The following is a 16,168-nucleotide window of genomic DNA, read 5'->3' on the forward strand; positions in this document are numbered from 1 at the left end:
CCCAAGGAAATCGAAAAGATGGCAGACAACATCCTCCTCCAGGTCGAGGGCCTCAAGGTCGCGTACGGTGGGATCCAGGCGGTCAAGGGCGTGGACTTCGTCGTGCGCGAGGGCGAGCTCGTCTCGCTCATCGGCGCCAACGGCGCGGGCAAGACCACCACGCTCAAGGCCATCACCGGACTGCAGCCGCTCAACGTCGGCGACGTGAAGTTCCTGGGCCAGTCGATCAAGGGCCAGGGCGCCTGGAACCTGGCCAAACAGGGCCTGGTGATGGTGCCCGAAGGCCGCGGCACCTTCACGCGCATGACGATCACCGAGAACCTGCAGATGGGCGCCTTCATCCGCAAGGACAAGGAGATCGAGGCCGACATCGAGAAGGTCTTCGGCCTGTTCCCGCGGCTCAAGGAACGGCGCAACCAGCTCGCGGGCACGATGTCCGGCGGCGAGCAGCAGATGCTGGCCATGGGCCGCGCGCTGATGGCGCGTCCCAAGCTGCTGCTGCTGGACGAGCCGTCGATGGGCCTGTCGCCGATCATGGTCGACAAGATCTTCGAGGTCGTGAACGACATCCACCAGCAGGGCGTGACCGTGCTGCTCGTCGAGCAGAACGCCAGCCGCGCGCTGGAACTGGCCAACCGCGGCTACGTGATGGAGTCGGGCGCGATCACGATGGAAGGCGACGGCAAGACGCTGCTGAACGACCCGAAGGTGCGCGCGGCCTACCTCGGCGAGTGAGTCGGCGAGTACGTGGGCGAGTACGTTTGCGAACGAGCGGGCGAGCGAGCCTCGCTGCGGCGCCGGTCACGGCCGGCGCCCAGTGATGACGTGCATGCCGGCATGCATGACGACGAAGGGTCCGCGAGGACCCTTCGTTCTTTCCGACGTCCCTCCGGCGGGGGAGGCTGATCAGGGTTCCCCGGGTCGGTCGCGGGGGACCAGTGCCAGGTAGTCGTCGATCCGGCCGCCGGCCAGCGGCTTGACCATCACACGCAGCTCGTTGACGCGTTGTCCCATCGTGAGCCCGTCGCGACGGCGGACCTCGGTGAAGCCCTGGCGTTCCCAGAAGCGCTCCGCGCGCTGGTTGCCGACGACCACCCCCAGCCGCACCCACTGAGCCCCGTTGCGCTGCATCCAGCGCTCCAGTTCCCCGTAGATCTCGCGCGCGGCCGGCGAGCCGTGCAGGGACGTGGCGACGATGAACAGTCCCACCAGCCACACCCGGGGTGCCATCAGGTCCGAGACCATCGAGGCCATCGCGACCAGTTCGCCTGCGTCGTCGGCGTAGCCCAGCAACCGTTTGGCACTGAAACTCCAGCCCTCGGGCGGCAGGTCGCGGATTTCCTCGCGGGCTTCGTCGGGACGGGGGGGGGCGCCGTTCACCTGCTCGAAGTACAGCGGATTCCGTTCGTAGAACCGTTGGAGCAGGTCCTCATCGCTGGCCTGGAGTTCGAACACGCGGACATTCGGCAGCGAAGAAGAGGGCGGGAGGGGGGTCGGCATCGGCGGGGTCCACGCGCCGGCGCGTCGAAACGCCGGCCATCGGAAAGATCACCAAGCGTACCAAACGAAGCGACTGGCGAAACCCCGCGTCTGACTTCCCCCGAAGGTGGGGGACGGGTCTTGCTACCCGGTCGCCCGGCCCCCATGGAAGGCGGCCGGGGCCCCGGAGTTGCAGGGCGTTACTGGCGGATGAAGGCCAGCAGATCGGCGTTGACGCGATCCTTGTGGGTGTCGGTCAGGCCGTGGGGGGCGCCTGCGTAGACCTTCAGCACCGAGCCCTTGATCAGTTTGGCCGAGGCGCGGCCCGCGGCGTCGATCGGCACGATCTGGTCGTCGTCGCCGTGGATGATCAGCGTGGGCTTGTCGAACTTCTTCAGGTCCTCGGTGAAGTCGGTTTCAGAGAACGCCTTGATCGAGTCGTAGGTGTTCTTGTGGCCGCCTTGCATGCCCTGGAACCACCAGTTGTCGATCAGGCCCTGCGAGACCTTGGCGCCGGGACGGTTGAAGCCGTAGAACGGGCCGGCGGGGATGTCCTTGTAGAGCTGCGACCGGTTGTCGAGCTGGGCCTTGCGGATGCCGTCGAAGACCGCGATGGGCAGGCCGCCGGGGTTTTTGTCGGACTTGACCATGATCGGCGGCACGGCCGAGACCAGCACGGCCTTGGCCACGCGCGAGGTGCCGTGACGGCCGATGTAGCGGGCGACTTCGCCGCCGCCGGTGGAGAAGCCGACCAGCACGGCGTTCTTCAGGTTCAGCGTCTCGATGACGGTGGCCAGGTCGTCGGCGTAGTGGTCCATGTCGTTGCCGTCCCAGGGCTGGCTGGAGCGGCCATGGCCGCGGCGGTCATGGGCGATCACGCGGTAGCCCTGGTCGGCCAGGAAGATCATCTGCGATTCCCAGCTGTCCGAGTTCAGCGGCCAGCCGTGGCTGAACACGATGGGCTGGCCGTTCTTCGGACCCCAGTCCTTGTAGTAGAGCTGCACGCCGTCCTTGGTCGTGATGTAGGAGCCCGAGGGCTGCGCGCTGACGACCGGCGCCGGCGAGGACTTGGCGTCGGCGGCGAGGGCCGGCGTGGCGATCGCGCCGGCGGCGGCGACGGCCAGCGTCGACAGGACCAGCAGTTGACGACGCGATTGGCGGGCGAGGGTGGCGATGGCGTTCATGGTGGGCTCCTTCTTGGGTGGGGTGAGAGGGGGTGGAAAGGTGGGTTGGTGCTGCGGGATCAGGTGTCAGGGATTCGAATTGCTTGCTAATTGTTAGTGTGCGAAGTAAATGGTGCGGGAAAGCGGTGTTCGAGTTCGTCGGTCGGCGCTCAACCGGCCTTGCGGGCCATCCGTTCGCGCAACACGAGCAGACGATCGCGGAGTTCGATCAGTTCGGACAGGTCGGAGTCCGAGGCGTCGACGATGCACTGCGGCAGATGCGTCGAGCGTTTGCGCAGCGCGCGGCCGGCGGTGGTCAGCGTGATCAGCACATGGCGCTCGTCCTGCGGCGAGCGGTCGCGGCTGACCAGGCCCGCGGTCTCCAGCCGCTTCAACAGCGGGGTCACGGTGGGGGAGTCGAGGAACACCCGGTCGGCGATCTCGCCGACGGTGAGGCCGTCGCGTTCCCACAGCACCAGCATCACGAGGTACTGGGGGTAGGTCAGCTCCAGGTCCTTCAGCAGTTCGCGGTAGACCTTGTTCATCCCCAGCATCGTCGAGTAGATCGCGAAGCAGAGTTGTTGATCGATCTCCAGCGGCGGGCAGACGGCGCTGGCGTTGGCGGCTGTGCCGGTCGCCTTCTGCTGCTTGGGGGTGGTGGTGCGTGCCATGGGATGAACTTTAATTAGTGTGCGAATGAATTGCAAGCGAAAAATTGAAAAGTCGGGGGACGCGCGCGGATGTGGGCAGAATGCGCCGCAAAACAGGGACGGGAACATGAACGAGAAGGACACCCCACGAAGTGAAGACGAAAGGGCCATTCCGGCGGTGACGGCTGAACCTCGCCGCCGCGGAATGAGGGCCTGGACACCGGTGCTGGCAGGCGCGGCATATGGCTTGCTGATGCGCGTCGTGTTCGGCGGGCTGCGCGAAGCGTCGTCCTGGTTGGGCATTGCTGAACAGACCAGCCTCGTCATGAGCACGGGCTTTGTCCTGATGACGCCGTTGGTACTCGGAGCGATCACGGTGTACCTGATGCGGGCAGAGCCTGGCCGCCCAGGCCCGACCTGGACGCAGGCGGTCTTCGCGCCTTGGGGCGCGACGGGGTTGATGATGATCGGCGCGATGCTGACGCTCCTCGAGGGCGCCATCTGCGTCGTGATCCTGTCGCCTCTGTTCCTGGCGCTGGCGTCGGTCGGCGGCGTGGTGATGAACGTTGTCCTGCGAACCACGCGCATCGGAAACCTGCAGGTGGGGGTGCTGGCGACGTTGCCGCTGCTGTTCACCATCGTCGAAGGACCATTGACCGTCGAGCAGTGGCAGCGCATCGATCGTTCCGTGGTCGTCGAGGCGACGCCGGAACGTCTCTGGTCCGAGATCGTCGCGGCGCGGGACATCCGACGAGAGGAGTTTCCGCGCACCTGGATCCACCTCATCGGGGTGCCGCGTCCCGTCGAAGGCGTCAACCATGCGACGCCGCAGGGTGAAGTCCGCGAGTCGCGCTGGGAGCGGGGCGTCCATTTCCTCGGCCGAGTCACCGAGCGCGTCGAGGGACGCCGGATCGCGTGGCGCTACGAGTTCTCGCCGGACTCCTTTCCGCCCGGCACGATGGACGATCACGTCGTCATCGGCGGACGCTACTTCGATCTCGGCGAAACACGGTTCACGCTGACGCCCATCGATGCGGTCCACACGCGGCTGGACATCGAGGCCCACTATCGCGTCACGTCGAGCGTCAACATCTACGCCGTGCCGGTCGCCGACTTCCTGGGGCGCGATTTCGTTGACGGCCTGCTGGTGCTGTACAAGCGCCGGAGCGAGGCGTGAGCGTCCTGTCGTCAGGGGAACGACGGTGACGGTCGCCATCAGCGGCTGCACCAACCAGGGCTCGATGAAGTTGCAGTACTTCCGGCTCTACAAGGGCTGAAGCCGCGCGACGCGGACGGCGAGGGCGCGCGGCCCCCGCTCACTCCGCCTTGCGCGTGCAGAAAAATTCCCACACCGACTTCGGCTTGCCGTAACGGCTCAGCGTGCGTTTATCGAGGTGTTCGATGTCGAAGCACGCGGCGAGCGCGTCCTCGATCTTCTCGCGGGTGAAGAACTGCTTGGCGACGCCGTCGACGACCGTCAGCGCCCAGGACGACGCGTCGTCCGGCGCACCGTAGTGCCAGTCGTCCTCGGCGTTGACGCAACCGATCAGCCGGCCGCCCGGCGCGAGCACGCGGGCGATCTCGCACAGCGCGCGGCGCGTGTCGTCGCGGTCGAAGTAGTGCAGCGACAGCTGCGCCACCGCCAGATCGAATTCGCCGTCGGCCAGCATCGGCATCGCGCGCACGTCGGCCAGCACGTGCCGCGCCCGCGGCGACTGCTGCCGGCAGCGCGCGAGCGCCTCGGCGGAGATGTCGATGCCGGTGACGTCGACGCCCAGCTCCAGCAACGCAGCCGTCTCCCAGCCGTCGCCGCAGCCGATGTCCAGCGCGCGGCGCACCCCGGGCAGGCGGTGCTGCCAGTTGCTCAACCAGGCTTCGTCGCGACTCAGCGGCTGCGCGGCGTAGCGGCGGTCCCAGACGTCGGTGGGCGAGGGGACGTCGGCAGGCGCGGACTGAGCGTCAGCCGGAGGCGCCGGGGCCCCTTTCCGCTCAATCGCCTCCGCACGCTCGGCATTCGCTCCAAGGGGCCCCGGCGCCTCCGGCTGCGAGGCAGCGAGCGATTCGGCGTCAGGGCGGGGCGGTGGGGCGGTCGGCTCGGCACTCATGCGTCGCAGCCTACCGCGAGCCGATCGCCTTCGCCGTGCGCTGTCCCACCGTCGCCCGATACAGGCGACAGGACGACGCACGGCGATGCCGCTGCCGGCGTGTCAGAACTCCTTCGTCAGGCTGACGTAGACCGTGCGACGCTGGCCGTACTGCGGCGCGCCGACGCCGATGCCAGAACCGTCACGCAGTTGGTAGCCCTTGTCGAAGAGGTTGAGCACCGACAGCCGCGCTTCCACCGGACCGCCGCCGCCGAGGTCGAACTTCTTGCTCACGTCGGCGTTGACGCTGGTGTACGACGGCAGGTGCGTCGTGTTGGCGAAACCGTTGCGCAGGCCGCTGCCGAACAGCGCGCTCGCGCCGACCGCGTAGCCGTCGTCGAGCCGCACGTTGACGCCCGTCGAGGCGCTCAGCTTCTGCTCGTGGTCCAGGTGCACCCAGTGGTTGGCGATGAAGTCCAGCTCGTCCTGCTCGAAGTTGAACTGCCCCGTCTCGACCTGCTGCGCGCGGGCGTGCGTCGTGCCGAGGTTGGCGTAGGCGGACCAGGTCTTCTCCTTGTAGCTGGCCGACAGGTCGACGCCGTAGATGCGGCCCTTCGCATAGTTGAAGGCCGAATAGATCAGCGCGTTGCCGAACTGGCCCTCGTCCTGCAGGTGCTGCACCGCGCGGTAGTAGCCATCGATGCCCAAGGTCAGCTTGGGCGTGACCTGCCAGGCCGCGCCGGCGTCGTAGTAGTTCGAGCGCTCCGAACGCACCGCCGTGTCCGCGTCGGTCGGCAACGCATTGGTCGTTCCGGCGAAGGCCGCCACCGAGGTGGTGTCGATCTTCTCGGTCGGCGGCGGCGTGAAGTAGCGCGCGTAGCCCGCATGCAGGCGCACCGTCGGCGCCGCGTCCCAGACGAGGCCGATGCGCGGGCTCAACTGGTGCTCCTTCGTGACCGTGTCGACCTCGTCGTAACGCGCGCCGTAGTTCAGCGTCAGCGTGCGATCCAGCTTCCATTCGTCCTGCAGGTAGGCGCCCCACAGGTGGCCGCTCAGCCGGCCGCTGTCGGCGATGCTGACCGGCGTGCCGCTGGTCTGGTTGCCGTCGTCGTCGGCCGGGAAGACCAGCGCGTCGTTGACCGTGCTGGCGTGCTCGCGCTGCGCGAAGAGGCCGGTGCGGATCGTGTGCGCGCTGTCGAGTCGCCAGCTGGCATCGGCCTGCACGCCGTTGGCCTCGTTGCGGCGCAGGATGTTGGCGGCGACGCCCAGGTACTGCAGGTCGCCGGTCTGGTCCGGCGAGTAGTGGACGTCGGTGTAGCGGTGGAACAGCGAGACCTGGTAGTCGACGTCGCTGCCGATCACGCTCTGGTAGCTGACGACGGCGAAGCGGTTGCGCTCGCGCTGGTGCGCGTCCAGCGTGCTCGAGTCCTTGTCCGGCGTGCCGTCGAGCGTGAAGGCGGTCGACTGCCCCGGCGAGTTCGGGATCTGGAAGCGGTTGTCGGTGACGCCGGCCATCGCGGTGATGCGGCTGTCGTCGTCGAGCAGGTAGGAGACGAGGCCGAAGCCCTTGCCCTGGTGCGTGCGGTCGTGCAGCGCGTCCCGCGACGGCGTCGGATTCTCGATGCCCAGGTCGTTGCCGAGGAAGGAGCCGCTGAACTCGTAGCTCAGCCGGCCCTGCGTGCCGTGCACCGACAGGTCGAGTTCGCGCGAGCGCTGCGTGCCCAGCGTGATGCCGGCGCTGCCGGCGAAGGGCTTGTCGTCGTCGCCGACGCCCTTGGTCGTGATGTCGACGATGCCGGCGGTCCGGTAGCCGTATTGCGCCGGCAGCGCGCCGGTCAGCAGGCTGATGCTGTCGGCGAAGCGCGTCTCCAGCGTCTGGCCGAAGCCGCTGATGGCCTCGGGGATGACGACGCCGTTGATGCGGTACTGCAGGTTGGCGTGGTCGCCGCGCACGTGCAGGCCGCCGTAGGAATCCTGCACGACGCCTGGCGTCTGCAGCAGCACCTGGTTCAGCGGCGTGTCGTCGCCTTGCGGCAGGCGGGCGATGTCGTTCTTGTCGAACTTGTAGATCGTGCTGCCGGTGTCGGGCGACAGGCCGTTGCGCGCCGCGTCGAGGCGGCTGCGCGCGCCCTGGACCTGGACCGTGGGCAGCGGCGTGCCGCCGGCGGCGGTGGGCGCTTCGACGGTGCTGGTCGCGACGGCGGAGGAGGTGGTGGTGGCGGTGTCGTCGGCGCGTGCCGGCAGCGCGTGCAGCAGCGGATAGGCGAGCGACAGGGACAGCGCGAGCACGCGCAGAGGAGGATGGGTCATGGTGAGACTCTGGAAATCTGAAATCGGTCGAACGCAGGCCGGCCATCGAGGCCCGGGCGCCGAAGGCTTCGACGAAGCGTTCAGGCGCGGGCGGACGGCGTTGCGGTCAGGAGGTCGAGCTCAGATCGCCAGCGGCGGACCGCGGCTGCGCGGCGGCGGCGCGGGCAGCGAGCGCGTGGCGCGCTCGACGGCGGCCGCCTGGACGTGGACGGCCTCGGCCAGTGCGAGCACCGGGGCTTCGGCGCGGGCCGACGCGGCCAGATCGTCGAAGGCCAGGCAGACCTCGCACAGCTGATCGGTGGACAGATCGTCCGGATCGGCGTGGGCGACGTCGTCGTGCCCGTCCTGCGCGGTGGTCGTCGTGGGCGCGTGCGCCAGGACGGACCCTGCGGGCGCATGCCCCCGCGCACCGGTCAGGTGACCGATGCCGTGCCACACCGCGCCCTGCTGCGACAGCAGCATGAACAGCGGGAGCAGCAAGTGCAGGAGGTGCTTGCGCATGGCGCGGAATTATGAGGGTCGCGAGGCGTCCGGCCGAACGTCAGGCTGTCGCGAAGCTGTCGTCATGCCGGGGGCGAACTGTGGGCGAATGCAGGCGAAGAGCGGGCGAAGAGCAGGCGAAGAGCGGGCAAGCCGCCGGTGAATGCCGGGCAGACGCCGGGCATGCCGCCACTCAGGCGCGGATTCCCGCCAATCGCCGCACGCGATCGCCATGGGGCCCGGGTGCTGGACACACTGGCGCATCGTCGCCCGACCCTGGAGTGTTGCCATGAAGATCCCCGTCGCCGTCTGGTTCCGCGAGAACCGCAGCTTCCTGCTGTTCCTCGCCGGCTTCCTGTTCTTCCGCACCGCGATCGCGGACTGGAATCCGGTGCCCAGCGGCTCGATGCGGCCGACGATCCTCGAAGGCGACGTCGTTTTCGTCGAGCGCGTCGCCTACGACTGGAAGCTGCCGCTGACCGACATCTCGCTGCGCCGCGTCGGCGAGCCGCAGCGGGGCGACGTCGTCACCTTCGGCTCGCCGCGCGACGGCACGCGGCTGATCAAGCGCATCGTCGCGGTGCCCGGCGATACCGTCGAGCTGCGCGCGGACCGGCTCATCCTCAATGGGCAACCGGCGGACTACGCGCCGGTGGAGGAGGTGGCCGAGGCGCTCGCGCCCGGCGTCGAGGTCCGCGGCGTGCGCGCGGTCGAGCACTGGGGCGGCCAGCGCCGCGTCGTGCAGTTCCTGCCCGAGGTTCGCGCGCGGCGCGACTACGGCCCGATCGTCGTGCCGGCCGACCAGTTCTTCATGATGGGCGACAACCGCGACAACAGCGAGGACTCGCGCTTCATCGGCCTCGTGCCGCGGCGGCTGATCATCGGGCAGGCGCACCGCGTGCTGGTCTCGGCCGACATCACCGGGCACTGGGCGCCGCGCTGGGACCGGTTCGCGGCGCCGCTGCGTTGAGCAGACACGGATCGCATTGACCCGTCGCGCGCAAGGTCTCTCGGGCGCCGAAGAGAATGGTCCGTCCATCCAGCCTTCACAACATCCAGACGGAACTTTCATGACGGACCTGTCCAGTTTTCCCATCACCAAGAAGTGGCCCGCGCAGCACCCCGAACGCCTGCAGCTGTACTCGCTGCCGACGCCCAACGGCGTGAAGGTGTCGATCGCGCTCGAGGAACTGGGCCTGGCCTACGAGCCGCACCTGGTTAGCTTCCAGACCGACGACCAGCTCACGCCCGAGTTCCTGTCGCTGAACCCGAACAACAAGATCCCCGCGATCATCGATCCCGACGGCCCCGGCGGCGAGCCGCTGCCGCTGTTCGAGTCCGGCGCGATCCTGGTCTACCTTGCCGAGAAGACCGGCAAGCTGATCCCGCAAGACCCGGCACGCCGCTACGAGACGCTGCAGTGGGTGATGTTCCAGATGGGCGGCATCGGGCCGATGTTCGGCCAGGTCGGCTTCTTCCACAAATTCGCCGGCAAGGACTTCGAAGACAAGCGTCCGCGTGACCGCTACCTAAACGAATCGAAGCGCCTGCTGGGCGTGCTCGAACAGCGCCTGACCGGCCGCGGCTGGATCATGGGCGACGAGTACACGATCGCCGACATCGCCATCTGGCCCTGGGTCAACAACCTGGTGGGCTTCTACGGCGCGGGCGACCTGGTCGGCTTCAGCGAGTTCAAGAACGTCCAGCGCGTGCTGGAGGCCTTCCTGGCGCGCGATGCCGTCAAGCGCGGGCTGAACATCCCGGCGCGCCCGGCGGCCTGAAAAGGCTCAGTACTTCCACCGCTGCTGGCCCTCACCCCCACCCTCTCCCGCAAGCGGGAGAGGGAGTCCGACCGGCGCCCTTCCTGCGTCTTTTCCGCAAGCGGAAAGGAGAGCCATACCACCATCATTCTTGCTCCTTCTCCCGCTTGCGGGAGAGGGCAGGGGTGAGGGCCCGCGGCCTCACTCAGTAATGCGGCGGCAACTCGTCCCGCAATCCGCCGGTGCCGTCACCGCGGCCTTCCGGCACCTGCCGGCGCAACTGCATGACCTCGCGCACCAGCGCGTCGATCTGCTCCTGCTGTTTCGCGACCTGCGCGTTCAGGTGGTCGACGAGGTCCTCGGCGAAGCTGGCCTTGATTTCCAGCTCCGTGACGCGGGCCTCGAGGATGCGGACCTCCGGCGCCGTCGCATCGCTGCCGTCGGTGTTGCCGGTCTCGCCCTGACTCCCGCTCATGGCGCCGCCTTCGCGACCGGCTGCGACATCAGGTCCGCGATCACCGACACCGGCGCGTTCCCGTAGCTCAGGAACTGCTCGTGGAAGTCCTTCAGCTTGAAGTCCTTGCCCATTGCCACCCTGCGCTGATCGCGCAATTCCATGATGTCGCTGTAGCCGCTGAAGTAGCTCGTCAGCTGCACCGAGGTCAGCTGCACGCGGCGCCATTTCTCGCGCGCCTCGCGCTCGGTCTGGAAGGCCTGACGCTGCAGCAGGTCCAGCGCCTGCGCCTCGGTCATGCCCAGCACGTGCACGTTGTAGTCCAGGATCGTGTTGGTGACGCTGCGCAGGTTCCACTTGCCCCACATCAGCCACATCTCCGGCGCATTCCCGCCGTAGCCGGACTCCAGCATCATCCGCTCGCCGTAGACCGCCCAGCCTTCGACCATCGCGCCGTTGCCGAACAGCGTCTTCACCAGCGACGGCGACTTGTTCGCATGCACCAGCTGCGTGTAGTGGCCCGGCACCGCCTCGTGGATGTTGAGGATCTGCAGGATCCAGCGGTTGTACTCGCGCAGCGAGCTCTCCGCCTGCTCGGGCGTCAGGTCGTCCAGCGGCGTCACGTTGTAGTAGGTGCGGTCCTGCGGCCGGTAGGGGCCGGGCGCCTCGATGCCGGCGCCGGCCACGCCGCGCTGGTAGACCGGCGTCTCGCGCACGATCAGCGGCTTGCTCGCGTCCTGCGTCAGCAGGTCGTGGTCGGTGATCCAGCGTTCCAGCTGCGGGATCTGCGCGCGGATCTCCTGGACGAAGTCCTCGCGCTTGACGTGCTGCTCGCTCAGCTTGCCGATCACCGCGCCGATGCGGGCGAAGCGGTCCTCCGGCTTGGGCGCGTCGCCCATCGTCTGCGTCCACAGCTGGTCGGAGATCTGCGCCATCTGCTTCAGCAGCGTCTCGCGCGCCGCCAACGCGCGCTGGTACATCTGCTCGGCCGAATGCGCCGACTGGATGTCGTAGCCGAACTTCTGCTCGTAGAGCGCCTTGCCCAGGCGGAAGCTGCGCGCCTTGCCGCTGGCCTTGCCGTCGGCCAGCAACTGCTTGAGCTGCGCGCGATAGCCCTCGACGGCAGCCTTCGCGCCCGCGATGCGATCGGCCAGCTGCTTGCGCTCCGCGTCGGTCAACGAGGCGGCGTCTGGGCCTTGCGCGGCCTTGGCCACTTCATCGAGCACGCTCAGCACGCCCGGCGCCTGGTCGATCGCGAGCTGCGTGTGCTCCAGCGTCGGCTGCTTCAGCAGCGCGGCGCCCGCGCGGTAATACGCCGGCACCTGCGCCAGTCGCGCCGAGATCGTCTTCAGCCGCACCGGCAGCGGCGCGTAGTCCGTCGCGAGGATGTAGTCGATCGGGCCGGCGATGTTGAGGAAGGACGGATTCCACTCGTACTCGCGCAGCTCGGTCAGCTGGAAGCGGTCGCTGCGCAGCTTGTTGAGCAGTTGCCCGAGGTCGGTGCGCGAGGCCGCGCTCAGCGTCTTCGCATCGACGGCCTCGAAGCGCTTGAGCCAGTCGGTCGTGAAGCTCAGCGAGCGGGCGCGCATCGTGCGGTCGGGCGCGGGCAGCTCCGCGGCGAACTCATAGCGGCCGGCGCCGATGGCCGCGTCCGGGTCCAGGCGCCAGAGCGCCTCGATGTAGTCGTTGGCCAGGCGCTGGAAGCGCGTGTCGGCGTCCAGGGTCTGGTCCGGCGCGAGCTTGATGACACCGCGCGTCGGCTGGGGCGCGTCGGCGGCGGAGGCGATGCCGGCGGACAGCGCGCCGAAGCTGGACAGCGCGGCCACGGCCAGCGCAGAGAGGGTGTGACGGGTGGGGCGATTCATCATGGGGCGCGAGCATAGCTTTGCGCGAACCGTCGGGACAGCATGCCAAAAGCAAAGGGGAGCAAATTTCTTCGCCCCTGATCGGATGGCAAGCATATTGGCCATTTACCTATAAATTGTCTAGTATGTTTGCCATATGAGCGCCGACCACACCGTACTGAACCGTCATCTCCTCCTTCAGCTGGGTGAGCGGCTGCGGGCTTTGCGCATTGCGCGCGGGATGACGGCGCTGGAGATGGCGGCGAAGGTGGGCGTCAGCCGCATGACGCTGCGCGCCGTGGAGTCTGGCGACCCCAGGACGTCGATCGGGATCTACCTGTCCGTCATGACTGTCCTGGGCGTCAACCAGGAAATCGCGATGCTTGCGGGAGACACGTTCGCCCCTGTCACACCAGGGTCCGCTGCGGCCCGCTCACGGCTGCTGCCGACGCCGGTGAAGCTCGAGATATCCACCGACCCCGCCAAGCATCGGCTCCAGGATCTCTTGAGCCTCTCTCTGCATGAAGAGGCGGTGCGTCTGTTGCGCAAGAAGCCGGAACTGGTCCAACTCGCTCGTGAAACGCTGATGCAGTGGATGAGGACGAATCCCGCATCGAGGTCATTTCCCCTTTGGCGGGAGTGGCTCAAGATTGTGGAGTCCAAGGCGTGGAGCAAGGTGCTTGCCAAGACAGCGCTCGCCCAGCAATTGCGCCAGACGTCGCCGCTCGGCGCATTGGTGCCGGAGCAGACCAGGCAGCGCGTCCTCAACCAGATGGCAGAACTCAAGAATGGGTTGCAATTCCAGAGTCCAGTCTCGGAAACGGTGGGCCGGCTCAACGAGCAGCAGGCGCCTGCTGTCGAAGAAGTCCGCATTGTCGGCAGGTCAGCACGAGGGCCCAAGCAGCCATGACGCGCGAGCAGCTTGAACACATCATCCGCGCAAGCGCGGCGATCACGGATCAGTACGACATCATGATCTTCGGCAGCCAGGCGATCCTCGGTGCCGATCCGAATCCGGCGGCCGTGTTCACTGCTTCCATGGAGGCCGATGTCTATCCGCTTGCGGCGCCAGAGCTTGCGGCCAAGATCGAGGGCGCCATCGGGGAGTTCTCCGACTTCCACAACAAGAACGGCTATTACGCCGAAGGCATCGACCCGGAGGTCGCCCTTCTTCCCGGAGATTGGAAAACCAGGGTCAACAAGATCCAGAACGAAAACACGTCAGGCTATGCGGGCTATTGCCTCGACGTGCTGGATCTCTTCCTGGCCAAGGCTGCGGCCGGGCGCGACAAGGACCGCGCGTTCTGTATCGCATTGCTTCAACACAAGTACCTCACCGCGGAAGAGGCCATCCAGAAAGTTCCCTTGATGGACGTCGAGTCGAGGCCCGAATTCGGACTTACAGCGAGGTCGCTCCTGGCTCGAATCCGTCGATGGGCGAAGGATGCGGCTGTCGAGTAGACGACCTCAGGTCAGCAACCACCGGCTGATGTGGAACGTCAGCCAGGAGGCGACGTAGGCCAGTACGAACAGGTAGGCGAGCATGACGGCCGGGATCTTGTAGCCGCCGGTCTCGCGCTTGACCGCCGCGATCGTCGACAGGCACTGCGGCGCGAAGACGAACCAGGCCAGCAGCGAGAACGCCGTCGGCAGGCCCCAGGTCGAGGCGATCAGCGGCGTCAGCGCCTGCGCGGCCTCGTCGCCGGTGGCCGACAGCGAATACACCGTGCCCAGCGCACTGACCGCGATCTCGCGCGCCGCCATGCCCGGCACCAGCGCCAGGCTGATCTGCCAGTTGAAGCCGATCGGCTCGAAGATCGTCGCCAGCCCGCGGCCCAGGTAGCCGGCGAAGCTGTACTCGATCGCCGGGCCGGTCGCGCCTTCGGGCGCGCCGGGGAAGGTCGACAGCACCCACAGCAGCAACGTCAGCGCCAGGATGATGCCGCCCACGCGCTTGATGAAGATCTCCGCGCGCTGCAGCAGCCCGATCGCGACGTTGCGCGCATGCGGCCAGTGGTAGCTGGGCAGCTCCATCATCAGCGGGCGCACCTGGCGGCCCGCGTCGGTGAAGCGCTTCAGCAGCCAGGCCACGGCCATCGCCGCGATGATCCCGGCGAAGTACAGGACGAACAGCACCAGCCCCTGCAGCTCAATGCCGCCCCACAGCTCGCGCTGCGGGATGAAGGCACCGATCAGCAGCGCGTACACCGGCAGCCGCGCCGAGCAGGTCATCAGCGGCGCGATCAGGATGGTGACGAGCCGGTCGCGCGGATTCGCGATCGAGCGCGTCGCCATGATCCCGGGGATCGCGCAGGCGAAGCTCGACAGCAGCGGGATGAAGCTGCGGCCCGACAGGCCCACCGAGCCCATCAGCCGGTCCAGCAGGAAGGCCGCGCGCGGCAGGTAGCCGGACTCTTCCAGCAGCAGGATGAAGAAGAACAGGATCAGGATCTGCGGCAGGAACACCAGCACGCCGCCGACCCCTGCGATCAGGCCGTCCACGACCAGACTGCGCAGGTGGCCTTCGGGCAGCAGCGCGCCGGCCTGCGCGCCGAGCCAGGCGGTGCCGGCCTCGATCCAACCCATCGGCGCCTCGGCCCACGCGAACACCGCCTGGAACAGGAAGAACAGCAGCACCGCCAGCAGGATCGGTCCCAGCACCGGATGCAGCACGAAGCGGTCGACCTTGTCGCTGGGCAGCTCGCCCTGCAGCGCGTCGAGGCCCAGCTCCTTCAGGATGTGGTTGATGCGCGCGGTGTCCTCGCCCTCGGCGGTGACGGACTCGGTGCGCCAGCGCTCCGGCTCGTCCAGCACCGCGCGCAGGTCGTCGATGCCTTCGCCGTCGGTGGCCACGGTGCGGATCACCGGCACGCCGAGCAGCGTGCTGAGCTTCTGCGTGTCGACCACGATGCCGCGGCGCTGCGCCAGGTCGGCCATGTTCAGCGCGACCACGCAGGGCAGGCCCTGCCGTTGCACCGACAGGAACAGGCGCAGGTTGCGACGCAGATTGGTCGCGTCCAGCACGCAGACGATCAGGTCGGGGCGTTTCTCGCCCTGCGCGCGGCCGGCCAGCACGTCGACGGTGACGCGCTCGTCCGGCGAGCGCGGATACAGCGAATAGGTGCCCGGCAGGTCCAGCACGCGCAGCAGCTTGCCGGCGGCGGTCTTGAGGCGGCCTTCCTTGCGCTCCACGGTCACGCCGGCGTAGTTGGCGACCTTCTGCCGGCTGCCGGTCAGGCGGTTGAACAGGGCGGTCTTGCCGCAGTTCGGATTGCCGACCAACGCCAGCAGCGGCCCGGCCGGGTGGATGTGAACGATGGACTCACGCATGGGCGGCTCCCGCCTGGTCCGCGCTTGCGTTGACCGCCGCCGTCAGGCCGCCGGGCGCGGCGCCTTCGAGCTCCACGCATTCCGCTTCCGCACGGCGCAGCGCGAAGGTCGACTGCCCGATGCGCACGACGAGCGGGTCCGCGCCGGGCATGGCGCGGGCCAGCACGGCGACGTGCTCGCCGGCGACGAAGCCCAGTTCCTCCAGCATCTGTTTCCATTCCGGCGCATGCGCCGGTGCCTGCAGCGCCTTGACGCGGTGCGCCTGACCGATGGTGGCCTGCGCGAGGGTGGGGACTTGGAGAACGGCGCTCATGTCGTAGGGATCTCGGGAGGAGCCTGCGGGCTTGCGAAGCGAAAGATTCTAAATGATAGTGATTCTCAACTTCTCTCGCCGAACGGGGGTGAGGGTTCGGTCAACCCGAGGGCGCACTGCGATTCGCCCAAAACGCGGTCCCTCGAAAGGGTGCGAACGCAGCGAGACGAGGCGACGTCGCCTCGCCCGAAGTCAACGAGCGCCAGTCGGACCGGGGTCAGCCAGTGGGGGTGGGGCCGGAATGACTCTGGGGATTCCCGGAGGGATGCCCCCTGAGTCGTAGAGAGCCCGCGCCTGGCAG

General features: G+C 67.8%; 16 protein-coding genes. 6 read left to right on the forward strand and 10 right to left on the reverse strand.

The genetic code is table 11. The features are described 5' to 3' along the window. Positions 1–18: 18 nt before the first annotated feature. Entirely contained in the window at positions 19–735 is a 717-nt protein-coding gene (locus tag AC1VNM_RS03145) for an ABC transporter ATP-binding protein (RefSeq protein WP_431102697.1), read from the forward strand. 171 nt (positions 736–906) lie between these two features. Here AC1VNM_RS03145 and AC1VNM_RS03150 read toward each other — a convergent pair whose 3' ends face one another. The 3 genes from AC1VNM_RS03150 to AC1VNM_RS03160 form a co-directional block, all read right to left on the reverse strand. Then, entirely contained in the window at positions 907–1,500 is a 594-nt protein-coding gene (locus tag AC1VNM_RS03150; protein ID WP_377155877.1) for a GNAT family N-acetyltransferase, read from the reverse strand. A 179-nt stretch (positions 1,501–1,679) separates the two neighbouring features. Further along, complete coding sequence (locus tag AC1VNM_RS03155; RefSeq protein WP_431102699.1) at positions 1,680–2,663, reverse strand: alpha/beta fold hydrolase; 984 nt, start codon at positions 2,661–2,663, stop codon at positions 1,680–1,682. Positions 2,664–2,812: 149 nt separating this feature from the next. Continuing rightward, positions 2,813–3,313 (reverse strand): MarR family winged helix-turn-helix transcriptional regulator, encoded by a 501-nt coding sequence (locus tag AC1VNM_RS03160; protein WP_483105827.1) that lies wholly within the window; start codon positions 3,311–3,313, stop codon positions 2,813–2,815. A gap of 106 nt (positions 3,314–3,419) precedes the next feature. Here AC1VNM_RS03160 and AC1VNM_RS03165 point away from each other — a divergent pair, with 106 nt between their 5' ends. Then, a complete protein-coding gene (locus tag AC1VNM_RS03165) occupies positions 3,420–4,469 on the forward strand; it encodes an SRPBCC family protein (protein WP_483105828.1) in 1,050 nt (349 codons plus the stop codon). 139 nt (positions 4,470–4,608) lie between these two features. Here the strand turns inward: AC1VNM_RS03165 and AC1VNM_RS03170 are convergent, their stop codons facing one another. From AC1VNM_RS03170 to AC1VNM_RS03180, 3 genes are all read right to left on the reverse strand, one after another. Then, a complete protein-coding gene (locus tag AC1VNM_RS03170; protein WP_377155869.1) occupies positions 4,609–5,160 on the reverse strand; it encodes a class I SAM-dependent methyltransferase in 552 nt (183 codons plus the stop codon). 339 nt (positions 5,161–5,499) lie between these two features. Next, positions 5,500–7,686 (reverse strand): TonB-dependent receptor, encoded by a 2,187-nt coding sequence (locus tag AC1VNM_RS03175; RefSeq protein ID WP_483105829.1) that lies wholly within the window; start codon positions 7,684–7,686, stop codon positions 5,500–5,502. Positions 7,687–7,806: 120 nt separating this feature from the next. Next, positions 7,807–8,187, reverse strand: coding sequence for a DUF2946 family protein (locus AC1VNM_RS03180; protein ID WP_483105830.1), 381 nt, complete (start codon positions 8,185–8,187; stop codon positions 7,807–7,809). Positions 8,188–8,455: 268 nt separating this feature from the next. On the opposite strand from AC1VNM_RS03180, the gene lepB reads away from it, so the two are divergent. Next, entirely contained in the window at positions 8,456–9,136 is a 681-nt protein-coding gene (lepB, locus tag AC1VNM_RS03185; RefSeq protein WP_377155864.1) for a signal peptidase I, read from the forward strand. Positions 9,137–9,236: 100 nt separating this feature from the next. Then, positions 9,237–9,947, forward strand: a complete 711-nt coding sequence (locus AC1VNM_RS03190; RefSeq protein ID WP_431102705.1) for a glutathione S-transferase N-terminal domain-containing protein — start codon at positions 9,237–9,239, stop codon at positions 9,945–9,947. Positions 9,948–10,131: 184 nt separating this feature from the next. Here AC1VNM_RS03190 and AC1VNM_RS03195 read toward each other — a convergent pair whose 3' ends face one another. Next, entirely contained in the window at positions 10,132–10,401 is a 270-nt protein-coding gene (locus AC1VNM_RS03195; RefSeq protein ID WP_377155862.1) for a SlyX family protein, read from the reverse strand. Beyond that, on the reverse strand, positions 10,398–12,245 hold the full coding sequence (locus tag AC1VNM_RS03200) for a DUF885 domain-containing protein (protein WP_483105831.1): 1,848 nt from the start codon (positions 12,243–12,245) through the stop codon (positions 10,398–10,400). Before AC1VNM_RS03200 ends, AC1VNM_RS03195 begins: the two co-directional genes overlap by 4 nt. 136 nt (positions 12,246–12,381) lie before the next feature. Between AC1VNM_RS03200 and AC1VNM_RS03205 the strand changes: the two genes are divergently transcribed. Next, the gene (locus tag AC1VNM_RS03205) at positions 12,382–13,134 is read left to right on the forward strand and encodes a helix-turn-helix transcriptional regulator (protein ID WP_483105832.1); all 753 of its coding nucleotides are present in this window, start codon (positions 12,382–12,384) and stop codon (positions 13,132–13,134) included. Further along, positions 13,131–13,685, forward strand: coding sequence for a DUF6036 family nucleotidyltransferase (locus AC1VNM_RS03210; protein WP_483105833.1), 555 nt, complete (start codon positions 13,131–13,133; stop codon positions 13,683–13,685). The genes AC1VNM_RS03205 and AC1VNM_RS03210 overlap by 4 nt, the downstream gene beginning before the upstream one ends. Before the next feature lie 6 nt (positions 13,686–13,691). Here the strand turns inward: AC1VNM_RS03210 and feoB are convergent, their stop codons facing one another. Next, the gene (gene feoB, locus AC1VNM_RS03215; protein WP_483105834.1) at positions 13,692–15,554 is read right to left on the reverse strand and encodes a ferrous iron transporter B; all 1,863 of its coding nucleotides are present in this window, start codon (positions 15,552–15,554) and stop codon (positions 13,692–13,694) included. Then, positions 15,547–15,867 (reverse strand): FeoA family protein, encoded by a 321-nt coding sequence (locus tag AC1VNM_RS03220; RefSeq protein WP_483105835.1) that lies wholly within the window; start codon positions 15,865–15,867, stop codon positions 15,547–15,549. The genes feoB and AC1VNM_RS03220 overlap by 8 nt, the downstream gene beginning before the upstream one ends. Positions 15,868–16,168: the final 301 nt, after the last annotated feature.

This window comes from Mitsuaria sp. MSU3D, from assembly GCF_056867975.1.